The organism is Arcicella sp. GW822-FHT02H01, from assembly GCF_058802005.1.
Window position 1 is genome coordinate 1,692,621 of the sequence record NZ_JBXANT010000001.1, and the last position, 13,674, is coordinate 1,706,294.

11 protein-coding genes and 1 pseudogene are annotated in these 13,674 nt (G+C 36.4%); 7 read left to right on the top strand and 5 right to left on the bottom strand.

The features are described from left to right. The first annotated feature begins 10 nt into the window (after positions 1 to 10). Positions 11 to 745, top strand: a complete 735-nt coding sequence (locus AC1RNE_RS07230) for a glycosyltransferase family 2 protein (protein ID WP_492800351.1) — start codon at positions 11 to 13, stop codon at positions 743 to 745. Here the strand turns inward: AC1RNE_RS07230 and AC1RNE_RS07235 are convergent, their stop codons facing one another. Continuing rightward, entirely contained in the window at positions 746 to 1,189 is a 444-nt protein-coding gene (locus AC1RNE_RS07235; protein ID WP_492800352.1) for a small multi-drug export protein, read from the bottom strand. Between the two features lie 149 nt (positions 1,190 to 1,338). Between AC1RNE_RS07235 and AC1RNE_RS07240 the strand changes: the two genes are divergently transcribed. Continuing rightward, on the top strand, positions 1,339 to 3,084 hold the full coding sequence (locus AC1RNE_RS07240) for a capsule assembly Wzi family protein (protein ID WP_492800353.1): 1,746 nt from the start codon (positions 1,339 to 1,341) through the stop codon (positions 3,082 to 3,084). A gap of 3 nt (positions 3,085 to 3,087) precedes the next feature. Here AC1RNE_RS07240 and AC1RNE_RS07245 read toward each other — a convergent pair whose 3' ends face one another. The 3 genes from AC1RNE_RS07245 to AC1RNE_RS07255 form a co-directional block, all read right to left on the bottom strand. After that, the gene (locus tag AC1RNE_RS07245) at positions 3,088 to 4,614 is read right to left on the bottom strand and encodes a glycoside hydrolase family 10-like protein (RefSeq protein ID WP_492800354.1); all 1,527 of its coding nucleotides are present in this window, start codon (positions 4,612 to 4,614) and stop codon (positions 3,088 to 3,090) included. A 217-nt stretch (positions 4,615 to 4,831) separates the two neighbouring features. Next, complete coding sequence (locus AC1RNE_RS07250; protein ID WP_309914109.1) at positions 4,832 to 5,527, bottom strand: response regulator transcription factor; 696 nt, start codon at positions 5,525 to 5,527, stop codon at positions 4,832 to 4,834. A gap of 229 nt (positions 5,528 to 5,756) precedes the next feature. After that, positions 5,757 to 6,608, bottom strand: a complete 852-nt coding sequence (locus tag AC1RNE_RS07255; RefSeq protein WP_492800355.1) for an SdiA-regulated domain-containing protein — start codon at positions 6,606 to 6,608, stop codon at positions 5,757 to 5,759. 198 nt (positions 6,609 to 6,806) lie between these two features. Between AC1RNE_RS07255 and AC1RNE_RS07260 the strand changes: the two genes are divergently transcribed. The 4 genes from AC1RNE_RS07260 to AC1RNE_RS07275 all read left to right on the top strand — a co-directional run bounded on the left by AC1RNE_RS07260 (position 6,807) and on the right by AC1RNE_RS07275 (position 11,398). After that, a complete protein-coding gene (locus AC1RNE_RS07260; protein ID WP_492800356.1) occupies positions 6,807 to 7,616 on the top strand; it encodes a serine O-acetyltransferase in 810 nt (269 codons plus the stop codon). Positions 7,617 to 7,625: 9 nt separating this feature from the next. Continuing rightward, a complete protein-coding gene (gene cysM / locus AC1RNE_RS07265) occupies positions 7,626 to 8,510 on the top strand; it encodes a cysteine synthase CysM (RefSeq protein WP_309914102.1) in 885 nt (294 codons plus the stop codon). A gap of 267 nt (positions 8,511 to 8,777) precedes the next feature. Next, on the top strand, positions 8,778 to 10,019 hold the full coding sequence (locus tag AC1RNE_RS07270; protein WP_492800357.1) for an RsmB/NOP family class I SAM-dependent RNA methyltransferase: 1,242 nt from the start codon (positions 8,778 to 8,780) through the stop codon (positions 10,017 to 10,019). Positions 10,020 to 10,180: 161 nt separating this feature from the next. Further along, complete coding sequence (locus AC1RNE_RS07275; RefSeq protein ID WP_492800358.1) at positions 10,181 to 11,398, top strand: peroxiredoxin family protein; 1,218 nt, start codon at positions 10,181 to 10,183, stop codon at positions 11,396 to 11,398. 336 nt (positions 11,399 to 11,734) lie between these two features. Here the strand turns inward: AC1RNE_RS07275 and AC1RNE_RS07280 are convergent. Continuing rightward, a pseudogene (locus tag AC1RNE_RS07280) lies at positions 11,735 to 11,965 on the bottom strand (sodium:proton antiporter); the annotation flags it as partial. Positions 11,966 to 12,229: 264 nt separating this feature from the next. On the opposite strand from AC1RNE_RS07280, the gene AC1RNE_RS07285 reads away from it, so the two are divergent. Next, positions 12,230 to 13,435, top strand: a complete 1,206-nt coding sequence (locus AC1RNE_RS07285) for a pyridoxal phosphate-dependent aminotransferase (RefSeq protein ID WP_492800359.1) — start codon at positions 12,230 to 12,232, stop codon at positions 13,433 to 13,435. Positions 13,436 to 13,674 lie beyond the last annotated feature (239 nt).

Here is a 13,674-nt window from a genome sequence, read left to right on the forward strand (position 1 = left end):
GTTGATAGCAATGAAACTTAGTGTAGTAATTCCAGCATACAACGAAGAAGAGTCAATTCCTGAAACGTTGAGGTCATTATATCATACCCTTCAAGAAAATGGTATCGAGCATGAAATTTGTGTAACAAACGATAACTCAAAAGACCATACGGAGGCTGTTTTGCAAGCACTACAAAAGGAAATTCCTACACTAGTTTATTTTACCAACAAAGGCCCTAACGGTTTTGGCTATGCTGTCAGATATGGCCTTGAACGTTTTACTGGCGACTGCGTAGCGGTAATGATGGCAGATATGTCTGACGACCCTAACGATTTGGTAAAGTACTACAACACCATGCTTGAAAAAGACGTTGACGCCGTTTTTGGAAGCCGTTTTATGAAAGGTGGAAAAATAATAGATTACCCACCTTTGAAACTTTATATCAACAGAGTAGCCAATCTTATCATTCGTTTTTTAGTGGGTATCAAATACAATGATACCACCAATGCCTTTAAATTATACAAAAGAGAAACCATTGAAGGCATTAAACCATTCATGTCTCCACACTTTAACTTAACAGTAGAATTACCCCTAAAAGCCTATGTTAGAGGTTATTCTTTTGCGATTGTCCCTAATAGTTGGACAAATAGAAAGTATGGAGAATCAAAACTAAAAATCAAGGAAATGGGAAGCAGATATTTCTTTATCTTGCTTTATTGTATGATTGAAAAGTTCTTTTCGCGTGGAGATTATAAGAAAAAATAATCAAACAAATAGTGATTTCAACCACGTAATCTGGAAAATTAGATAACTAAAAATAATACCCCAAGATACCGCAAAAAGTAGCATTGTAAAGAAAATCTTTGCAAAGGGTACTTTAAAAGATAAAGCTAAAAGTGTTCCACCGATTGGTGTAAAAAATAAGGGAGTAAAACAAGCAATACCCCAAATGCCTAGTTTTTTCCAGATTTTAACAGCAAACCTTGTTCTTTTTGAAAACAATTTTGGTTTTGATTTTCGATATTTAGCTATTAACGTTTGAATTCTTTTTCCTAAAAAAGTAATTAAGGTTACAGTAGTCATCATACCAATGATACAACAAATAGCTGTTTCCCACCAAGTCAATCCCAATAAAATTCCAGCGATAGGGCCATTAAAAAATTTAATGGCTGTTGCAAGCATTACGGTAAAATATTTCCCAAAAGTCATAATTAATGTGTTAGTAGTTGTAAGTCAAGTATTTATACTTTTTATTGATTAAATCTTGTCATGAAATTATTTAATTTTCAATCAATAATTTTAAACTAACTTGCGAAGGTATTAATTGTAAAATGAAATGCCCAAACCTTAATAAAATTATGTATCAAAAATTACGATTTTTTACTCTTTTAGTTTGCTCCTTTGCAAGTATTTATGCTCAAGCACAAAGTGTTTTCGTTCCTCTCAATCAAGACTATTATCATTTAATAGATCGCTATGAAATAAAGCGTGGAAAATTTTCTGAGGGTTTTCATACTACTGTCAAACCTTATACGCGCAAGGGTGTCGTACAATTGGTCGATAGTGTTTGGGCAAGCAATTCGATGATTTTGTCGGACAGAGATAGGTTTAACCTTGAATATCTTGAAAACGATAGCTGGGAATGGAAAAACAACGATACTACGGGCAATAGCAAAAAGCCTTTCTGGAAAATATTTTATCAAAAAAAGGCAGATGCTTATTCTAATTCCGACGATGTTCTTGATTTACACGTCAGCCCTGTGCTTAACTTAGAATATGGTGCGGTATCGGGCGGTACTCAGAACAGTACAAGTATAAATACTCGTGGCGTCGAAATTCGGGGAATGATTAATAGAAAAGTAGGCTTTTATACTTTCATTTCGGAAAACCAAGCTTTTATTCCTGACTACGTAAAGACTTTTGTCGATTCTTATAATCAAAACGAGTTCAGACAAGCCGACCTCCGCCTACCCGGAATGCCCGGTGAAGGATTGACCAAGTCCTTCAAAAATAATCCTTATGGTACAGATTTCTTTGCAGCAAGGGCTTATATTACTTTTCAGGCTACTAAAAATATTCAACTACAATTCGGGCATGATAAGAATTTTATTGGGAATGGTTTCAGATCAATGTTGCTTTCGGATAATGCTGCCCCAAATCTTTTTCTTAAAATCAATACTCATATCGGGAAATTTCAATACCAAAATCTTTTTACTCAGCTAGTCTATACGGGATTACAACCTAACAGCCAGATTTTCCCCAAGAAATACATGGCGATGCACCACCTTAGCTTAAATATTTCTAACAATTTAAATATTGGTATCTCTGAAAGCATTATTTTCCAACGTGATAGCACAAATGGTGATAGATTCGATTTGAATTATTTGAATCCAGTAATTTTTTATCGCTCAGTAGAAAGTTTTCAAGGCAGTGGCGACAATGCCCTTATTGGCCTAGATTTTAAATGGAATTTTGCCAAGCGTTTTTCAATCTATGGGCAGTTAATGTTAGATGAATTTATTGCTAAAGAGATTTTCAAATCATCAGGATATTGGGCTAATAAATATGCGTTTCAAGCTGGAGCAAAATATATTGACGTATTCGGGATAAGTAATCTAGATTTCCAGACTGAAGTAAATGGTGCTCGCCCATATACTTATAGTCATTCCGACGGTTCAAATTATACACAGTATAACCAAGCCTTAGCTCACCCACTTGGAGCCAATTTTGTTGAATGGTCTAATATTATTCGTTGGCAACCTCTCAAAAAACTTAATATCATTGCAACGATTATTTACGCAAAATTCGGCGAAGACAGAACTCCAACTGAAAACTGGGGAGGAAACATTCAAAAAAGTTATGATACCAGAAGTAGAAAAGTATTTTATGGTGATGATTACGGTAATATTATCGGACAAGGTAGAAGCACCAATACGATGATTTATGATGTAAGGGCATCGTATCAATTCAAGCATAATTTTTTCATAGACTTACACTTGCTGAGTCGTAATTACAAAAGTGGCAACCCTTTATTGGATTATACCAATACGATACAATCTTTTGGTATTCGCTGGAATCTTCCTTATCGACAAATGCTATTCTAACGATTAATAGCCATATTCGGTGGTAAAAAGAGCATAGTCTTGTGACTCGTTATGAAGTCTGTCAAAGGAAGTCACACAATAAATATAACCACGGTATTTTTCCACAGAAGTATCGTTAAAAGTATTGCTTTTACCTATGTAAATTATTTTTGCTGCCTTTGATAAGTCTGGCTTTTCTCCTTTTTCAAAACGATATACGACAAAATAATTATTTTCGTCACCATCGGTAGCCTTTTCGCCAGGTTGCCAAGTTAATACAGGGATTCCCTCATCATTTTTCACAACAATTAACTTTTGGGGTGACAAAGGTGGAATGCTATCTTTCCAAGGCATTGCTGGAATAATGGCTGGATAACGGTAATAATCATTCCGTAGGGAATCTTGAAATCCTCCGTAGTTTTCGGTTAAACTTTTTGAACTAAAAAAAATACTTCCTTGAATTGTCGGGTTCGCACGGTTAAATTTAATCTGCTTCGGGGCTTCTGTTAATAACCACCCTGCTTTAATTTTATAGATTCCATGTCCGATATACAGGTGCTTGCCAAAGGTATTTTGCCCCCACCACAATGCTAGCTCGTTATAAGGTATTTTACCATGAGCTTGGTCAAAATAAATTTGTGGTGCAATATAATCTATCCATCCCTGTTGAAGCCATTTACGTGTATCGGCGTATAAATTATCATACGACGTTTGTGAAGCATTGGTCAGTGAGCCTGTGGGATTTTTGGTGCTATAGTTTCTCCAAACACCAAATGGGCTAATGCCAAATTTCATTCTTGGCTTCACTTTTTTGATGGCTTCGCTAATTTGGTATATTAACGAATCAGTATTACTCCTCCGCCAATCTTTGATATTTTTGATACCTCCATTATATTTTCTAAAAGTCTCATCATCTTTCAACACTCCCCCTGCTACCTCATAAGGATAAAAATAATCGTCGAAATGTATTCCATCTATATCATAGTTTTTTGCAACCTGTACTACGATGTCAGTGATGTATTGTCTTACTTCGGGAATACCAAAATTCAATAGTTTTTGTCCATCATACACCAACATCCATTCTGGTTTTGTTACGCTGATATGGTCTGGGGCAATGGTTTTCCCTTTTTTGAAAGTAGCACGATTAAGGTTTAGCCAAGCATGAAACTCTAGGTTTCTGCTATGGGCTTCTTCAATCATAAAATTGAGCGGGTCATAAAATGGTGTGGGAAATTTACCTTGCTGACCTGTTAGAAATTCAGACCAAGGCTCGGTACTTTTGGCATAATAAGCATCGCAAGCATCACGCACTTGTACAAACACAGCATTCAGGTTTGATTTCTTATGCTCGTCTAAGATTCGGGTGAAATCTTGTTTTTGAAGGTCTGAATCATATTGACCATACTTTGGCCAATCGATATTCTCTACGGTAGCTATCCAAACTGCTCTAAATTCGTGTTTCTGAGGTTTACTCAGCTCAGGACTCTGGGCATTACAGCTAAAACAAGTAAGGCTAGAAAAAAATATCAGTATAAATTTATTAATCATCATATACGAAACAAGAGGTGAGATTTCTTAAATAAAAAACATTGTCTAAGAAAATCCTGTGAAAAAAGGCTAAACCGTATTCACACAAAAATAATGAATTATCACCTAAATCGGTAATTCGGGTAAAACTCTCTGGTTCTAAACGAGAAAGCAGTGTATATATTCTTGAGGTGTCAAGAATATATACACTGCTTTTACTAACCTTAATTGCTAATACTATTTAGTCTTCCAAGGTAAACATATAACCAACACCTTTAAGGGTTTTGATATAATGCTCAGGAATCTTTTCTCTTAATTTTCTAATATGAACATCTACTGTTCTTTCTACCACGTACACATCTGCTCCCCATACTTTTTCTAATAATTCGTCGCGGTTGAACACTTTATTAGGATGTTTGGCCAAGAATGAAAGCAATTCAAATTCTTTTTTAGGCATTACTAAAGGGCTTCCATCATTCAATACACTATAGTTTGTACGATTTATCACCAGTTGGCCTATTTCAATTTTCTCATCATTTTCAATCTGCTGTGCATCACGCCTAAACATCGCTTTTATCCTGCTTACCAACGCCCTAGGTTTAATAGGTTTCACGATGTAATCGTCTGCCCCTACATCAAAAGCTGCTACTTCTGTGTATTCTTCCGCACGAGCCGTAAGGAATAAGATATAAACCTCTTTGAACTCTGGAATCAGACGGAGCTGTCTTGCCGTTTCGATACCATCCTGACGGGGCATCATAACATCCAGTAAAATCAAATCTGGTTTGAAAAATTTTGCTACTTCTAAAGCTTGAATGCCATCCAAAGCTGATTGAATTTCAAAACCTTCTTTCTGAAGATTATATTCTAACAACTCAATGATGTCTGGATCGTCATCAACCAGTAAAATTTTGGGAATAGGTAATGCGTTTGCCATATTTTCGTTTGCAGCAATCCATAATTTTCATTAAGAAAACCCTAATTAAATACTTCTTCTGCTCAATTGTTAATGCAAAATTAATAAGCTCAATATTACGGAATTGTTAAATCTAAATCATTGAATCTTTACAGAATCCATGAAAGCAAACATAATGAGGCATTTAAGCAAATTATCATTGGACATTCTTTGAAAATGAAAATGATTATTTGGTATCACCCTCCATTTATCATTTTTTTTCAATGTCAATTTTAATTATTTCCCCTTGCTCATTTGTTACCAATAGCGTATTATTTGTTAAAAAGGTAATGGCTTCTGATTGTTGAAAAGCCAAAAGATAGCATTTCTGAGGATGTTTGAAGTCTATTACATGATTTTTGATTTTGAAAAATACTACCTTGCCATAGGTTATAAGAGCAAATGTTTTTTCGTCGGGGCTTATTGCTGCGCCAGTCACCATAGCATTAATTAATACTTGTCCTTTGGGCAACAATGCATAATTCCCAGCCTTGGTCGGAACGGCATACATTTTCACAAAATCATTGCCTCGGTTTTTTGAAAATAAATATAAGCTATCGCCATGCACAAAAAATGCTTCGCAGTCAAAATTTTTATCTGCTTTATCTGGCGGAAAACGCTCTTGGTCAGCATAATGAAAAGAAATGGCTTCCGTATGAGTAGGATTGTTTTCGTTTATTTTATAAATCGTTAGATTTCTTCTCGTATTACTATTATTACCGATGTCTCCGATATATAAATTCCCATTTTTATCTCTGGTGATTTCTTCCCAATCCTCGCTTTCAATATTATTAAAGTGGATTGTAGATAAAAGCTTTCCATGCATATCTACTTCATAAATTTCAGGTTTACCTCCGCTGTCGTTATGCGTCCAGAAGGTAGTGTCCTTAGCGCTTTTTGTAATGCCCGAGCTTTCATTTACTTCGGGAGCTAATTTCCCAAGGGATGTTATTTTATAAAAATTACCTCCTTTCGAAAAATCACTTTTACTGCTTTCTTTATGACAGCTACACAATAGCAATTGAAGATTGAACAACCATAAAACAATTTTTGAATGGAACATAATAATAGGGATTTAGATTAGTCCTGAATTAACGATTTTTTTAGCAAAACAGAATCAAATCAGTACATTTATCGTTATCATTGCGTGAAATTTAATTAATCAGTAGTTAATTGTTTCCATAATAAAGCAAAATAATATGGTTTTATTTTATGCTTTTACAAATATCAGGTTAGTTTGCTAATAAATATTTGATAACCGATGTCTCAAACGTTGCCCAATAGTTTTTTAGAGGCTCTTTGCCAAAAACATTCAAAACCCAATACTTTTCCATCTACTTCGACGGTGAAAGAATTGTTTACCGACATTTTGTTGGCAATGTTTCCAGAACAAACACAACGCCATTTTGGCTGTGTTGACGAATTGCAAGAAGCCTTTGATCAAATTCAATTGAGGCTCACCCGTGTATTGCGGTCTATGCAACAACATCTTGAAGAGGATGCCCGTACTTTGGCAGAGGCTTATATTCAAAAACTTCCAGAAATTTACAGAGTACTACTAACAGATATACAGGCCATCATGATGGGCGACCCAGCCGCCCAAAGCGAATACGAAGTAATCAGGGCGTATCCAGGTTTTTATGCCATCTTCTTTTATCGCCTTGCTCATGCTTTATTAGAGATGAACGTACCTATTGTTCCTAGGGTGCTGACAGAGTATGCCCACTCAAAAACGGGGATTGATATTCACCCTGGTGCAAACATAGATGAATATTTCATGATTGACCACGGCACTGGCGTAGTAATTGGCGAAACCACCACCATTGGCAAACATGTAAAACTATACCAAGGTGTTACCCTCGGAGCATTATCAGTTAGTAAAGAAATGGCTTCGCTAAAACGTCACCCTACGATTGAAGACCACGTAGTAATCTATGCTGGAGCCACGATTTTAGGTGGAGAAACAGTAGTAGGGGCAAATTCTATCATCGGAGGAAATGTTTGGCTTACCCGTAGCATTCCTTCATTCACAAAAATATATCACCAAGAGCAGGTAAAAATATTGCAGTAACATAATTGAATGGCAACACTCTTAGACTTAGTTGGCAATACGCCAATTGTTGAATTAAACAGAATAAATCCGAATCCGAATGTTAAGATTTACGGAAAACTAGAAGGACATAACCCAGGGGGTTCGGTAAAAGACCGTGCTGCCTATGGAATGATTCGCGGAGCTGTAGAACGTGGCGAGATAAAACCTGGCACAAAATTGATTGAAGCTACTTCTGGTAACACAGGCATTGCCCTAGCGATGATTGCTAGATTATACGACCTTGACATTGAATTGGTAATGCCCGAAAACTCTACCCGTGAAAGGGTATTAACGATGGAGGCTTTCGGAGCTACCGTTACCCTTACGCCTGCTAGTGTAGGCATTGAAGGCTCAAGAGATTATGCTGAAGCTAAAGTAAAAGAGGGTGGTTTTTTTATGTTAGACCAGTTTTCAAATCCTGATAATTACATGGCTCATTATCATTCTACTGGGCCAGAAATCTGGAAAGATACTAATCAGCAAATAACCCACTTTGTAAGCTCGATGGGCACAACTGGAACGATTATGGGTACTTCTAAATTTTTGAAGGAAGTAAACCCTGATATTCAGATAGTAGGCTGTCAACCGACTGAAGGAGCAAAGATTCCGGGGATTCGTCGTTGGGAAAAAGAATACCTCCCTAAGATTTTTGATGCATCGAGAGTTGATAGAATCATGGATATTTCAGAAACAGAAGCACGTGCTATGGCAAATACGTTAGCGAAAGTAGAAGGCGTATTTGGTGGAATGAGTAGCGGTGGGGCTGCGTCAGCCGCTGTTAGATTAGCACAGGAATTAGAATCGGGCGTTATCGTTTGTATTATCTGCGACCGTGGAGACCGTTACCTTTCAAGTGATTTATTCGGAAGTTGATAACATTCTTTGGACATAAAAAAAGCCTTGCTGTGAAGCAGGGCTTTTTTGTTTAATTTGCGATATGTGCGATATGATAGTAAAACGCCAGACGATATACTTTTGTTTCATCATTGAAAAATTATTAAACTATTTTTCAAAATAATATTAAATATTTTCAAAAGGGTATTTAAAAGCCCTCCGTTCCATAAAAAAGAGCAAGTCTCAACAAATTTTCGGAACTTTGTATTTATTAATAGTATCAAAATTTGAAAATCCAAGATTAGCATGCGTCTTCATCGCCCATTAGTGATAGCAACCGTAAAGGCTCTGCAAGAAATATTTTTTGTTAAGAATCCTCGTCAAGCCGACCGAGTAATTGAACAGACATTGAAATCGAACAAGCAATGGGGTAGCCGTGACCGTGCCTTTATTGCCGAAACTACTTATGAAATTGTCCGCTACTGGCGTTTAATACTTTTCTCGAACAATCTTTATGAAGATAAACTGAAAGCTCCTTACTTCTGGCAAATTGTTGGCTCATGGTTATTAATCAAAAAACGTTTGTATCCAAATGCCGATAATGTCGAGTTCTTGCCAAAATGGGACGAATTTTCGCATATCCAAGCGGGCAAAATATTAGACCGCTTTGAAGAAGGTATGTTGATTCGCAAAATTCGTGAATCTGTACCCGACTGGCTCGACCAATTATGTGAAGAAGAAATAGGCGATGAAAAATGGTCTGAAGAAATCATGGCAATGAACGAACAAGCACCCGTAGTGTTAAGAGCCAATAGATTAAAGACCAATCAGGATAAATTACAAGATTTGTTGGATGCTATCGACATTGAAACCATCGTTCCAGAAGGTCTGCCAGATGCGTTGATATTAAAACAACGCCAGAGTATTTTTAGAACTGATTATTTCAGAGAAGGATTCTTTGAAGTACAAGATGCAGGCTCGCAACTGATTGCCCCATTCTTGGATGTACAGCCCGGTATGAGGGTAATAGATGCCTGTGCTGGTGCAGGGGGAAAATCGCTTCACCTAGCGGCTTTGATGGAAAACAAAGGGAAGATTGTAGCGATGGACGTGGAGGAATACAAGTTGGTCGAGTTAATGAAAAGAGCCAAAAGAAATGGTGTAGATAATATAGAAGTAAAATTGATTGAGCCTAAAGTATTGAAAAAATACGAAGCCAGTGCCGATAGATTATTGCTTGATGTGCCGTGTTCTGGCTTAGGAGTTATCCGTAGAAATCCTGATTCTAAATGGAAATTGACGCCAGAATTCATTGATAACCTCAGAGTAACCCAATGGAATATTCTTACTGAATATTCTGCGATGCTGAAAAAAGGGGGAAAAATGGTTTTTGCTACTTGTAGTCTTTTACCTTCTGAAAGCGAAAATCATATTAGACGATTTATGGCTGAGTTTGGAGATGAATGGGAGTTCTTAGGCGAACGCAGAACCTCTACTGCTAAAGAAGGCTATGACGGCTTTTATATGGCTTGCTTACAGAAGAAATAAAGGTTAATTTGAAGATTTGAAAATGTGTAGATTTGAAAATATAAAAGGAACGAATATATCAAGACTTTTTGTTTGAATAGTAAGTGATTTGTCACATTTTCAAATTAACTTATCTTCAAATTTTCAAATGCTGTTTTCATCAACTATCCTTTAATTACACAATGAAAAAATTAATCATTTTATTTTTAATCACACTGATTGGGCAAAACGTAGATGCACAGGTAGCTACTCGTTGGCGAGCAACTATTCAGACCGACGGTGGTTCATTACCTTTTGGCCTTGAGATTAAACCTACTAAAAACAAAAAAAAGTTTGATGTGTATGTTTTGAATGCTGCTGAAAGATTCAAAACAGATGAAGCTACTTTAGAAGGTGACTCGCTGATTATTCCAATTTCACTGTTTGATGCTGAAATTATAGCGAAAAAAGGTGATAAGAACCTTACAGGCTTTTATCGTAAAAATAAGGGTCGTAAATCTTTTGCTCAATCTCCGTTCCAAGCTACTTTAGGATATGCGTTCAGATTCAGAACCAACAAAATGGCGATTCTTGGTAATACTACAGGTAAATGGTCTGTGAATTTTATCAATGCTGAAACTCAAAAAGCTAGTTATGCTGTGGGTACTTTCCAACAAAAAGGAACTACCGTAACGGGGTCGTTCTTGACAACCACAGGCGATTATCGTTATATGGATGGCAATATTGTTGGCGATAGCTTGTTCCTTTCTACTTTCGATGGCTCCCATGCTTTCTTGTTAAAAGCGAAAGTTGAAGGGGATAAAATTACTGGTAAATTTTATGGAGGCATTAAAGGATTCAGAAACTTTGAAGCGAAAAGAGATAACAATGCAAGCCTCCCTGATTTAAGTAAAATCACATTATTGAAAGATGGTTATGATCGTTTTGATTTCTCATTCTTAAATGAAAAAGGTGAAAAAGTATCTCTCTCAGACAATGCTTATAAAGGCAAAGTAGTAGTAGTCCAAATTTTAGGCTCATGGTGCCCAAACTGTATGGACGAAACTAATTACCTAGTACCTTTTTATAATAAAAACAAAGCACGTGGTTTTGAAGTAATTGGCTTAGCCTACGAAAAATCGACCGAAACAGAATTCTTTAAACAGAAAATGGCATTACTTCGTAAACGCTTTGGAATTGACTATCAGTTATTAAATGCTGGGCTAAACAATTCAGAAAGTGCTTCACAAAGTTTGCCATCGCTCAATCAAGTTATAGGCTTCCCTACAACCATCATATTGGATAAAAAAGGAGTCATTCGTTTAACACACGCAGGTTTCTCTGGCCCTGGTACTGGTAAATACTATACTGAATGGGTGAATGAATTTGAAAGTAAGATAGATGAGTTGATTAAGGAATAGGGATAACTTTTCTATTCTTATTAGTGGGTGACTTAAGTCCTATCGATTACCCACAAGTATATAAATAACTGATAATCAATGTACAACAACCTCACCCCCAACCCCTCTCCTTCAGAGAGGGGAGCTTTAAGCTCGATAATCTGCTCCCCTTCTCTGAAGGAGAAGGGGCTGGGGGATGAGGTTTGAAAGGCGCTTTAACCCTATTCAAACCAATTTTATTAATAATCATATCTTCATTTTAACTTTTTAAAAGATGTTGGTAATTGATAGGATTTTAGTCACCGACTTAAAGAAGTTCATTTCTCCTATATCTTTTTAAAGCAGTATCTTTTGAAATCAATGAATCAAAGCATAAATCAACAAATAAGCCCCTACCCCAGCAAAATATCCTAACAATGCTGTAAAGCTAATTTTACGCATATACCAAAGAAAATCTATTTTCTCCATACCCATCACCGCTACACCAGCTGCCGAGCCAATAATCAAAACACTTCCCCCTGTACCTGCACAATAAGCCATAAATTCCCAGATTTTTGAATCTGTCGGGAAAATTGCTAAATCATACATACAGTAAAGGTAGAATAAAATCTATTTTAATTTTAAAGATTCACAATTTTGAAAAGCCTTTATTAAAAATACGAACACCAAAACAAGGGAAAAATGCAAGATTTTCATTCACTATTTACAAAATACCAGCAGAAATGCTCAATAAATTCCTTTTTTTCTTTCGCATCCCATAATACTCTTCTAACTTTGTGGGATTTAATTTTTTAGTAATGAAAGTTCTTCCATAAAGGCTTTCTGATTTCCATAAATAAATTCTAGCAAAAAATGAGTTCAATAGTATCGCTCGCAGACCGCATTAATGCACTGGAGGAGTCAGCAACGCTCGGGATGACAAAAAAAGCCCGTGAACTTGCTGCTCAGGGACACAAAGTTATCAGCCTTTCAGTAGGCGAACCAGATTTCAAAACCCCAAAGCACATTTGCGATGCCGCCAAAAAAGCCATTGATGATGGTTTCCATGGCTATTCGCCTGTAGCTGGTTATCCTGACCTTCGCAAAGCGATTGCTGATAAGCTCAAGCGTGATAATAATATTGAGTGGAACCCTGAAAATATTGTAGTTTCTACAGGAGCGAAACACTCTTTAGCAAACGTAATTTCTACGTTGGTTAACCCTGGTGAGGAAGTAATTATTTTTGCACCATACTGGGTTTCTTACTCTGAAATGGTAAAATTAGCAGAAGGTACTTCTGTGGTAATAAATGGTGCTTTTGATAATAACTTCAAAGTAACACCTGAACAATTTGAAGCGGCTATCACACCAAAAACGAAATTGGTGATGTTTGCTTCACCAAACAACCCAACGGGTTCTGTTTATACTGAAGCTGAATTAAGAGCTATCGGTGCAATCGTAGCAAAACATCCAAATATTTTTGTGATGGCTGATGAGATTTATGAATACATCAACTTTACAGAAGCTGGACATTTTTCTATCGGTTCAATCCCTGAAATTAAAGACCAAGTTATTACTGTAAATGGTGTTGCTAAAGGTCATGCCATGACGGGTTGGAGAATTGGTTTTATCGCCGCTGCGAAATGGATTGCTGATGGTGTTGAAAAACTACAAGGACAAGTTACTTCTGGCACAAACTCTATCGCTCAGAAAGCAGCTACAGTAGCTTTCAATGGTACTTTAGAGGAGGCTTACAAAATGAAGGAGGCTTATCTTCGTCGTCGTGATTTAGTAGTAGGTCTTTTACGTGAAATCGAAGGCTTCAAAGTAAATATGCCTGATGGTGCATTCTATGCTTTCCCAGATGTAAGTTATTACTTCGGAAAATCAGATGGTACAACTACGATTAAAGATTCTGATGATTTCTCAATGTGGATATTAGCAGATGCTTTTGTAGCTACTGTAGCTGGAACTAGCTTTGGTGCTCCAGACTGCGTTCGTATTTCAACAGCGGCGGCTGACGAGCAATTAATTGAAGCTTGCGAAAGAATTAAAACTTCGGTAGCTAAATTAAAATAATAACTTTTCAGCATATCTGAAAACAAAAGTCCACAAGGTATTTACCATGTGGACTTTTGTTTAATCTAGTAAATTACCTATTTATAACCCTTCTTTAAGCCCTAAGGCTTATTTTCTTCTACTAAAATTATACCTAATCTCCCTATTAAAATTTGTAATTGATACTTTTATAAACAATATCTTACACTTATGGAAAATTTATATTAAATATCAATTTAATGAAATTTGTTTTGATTAAT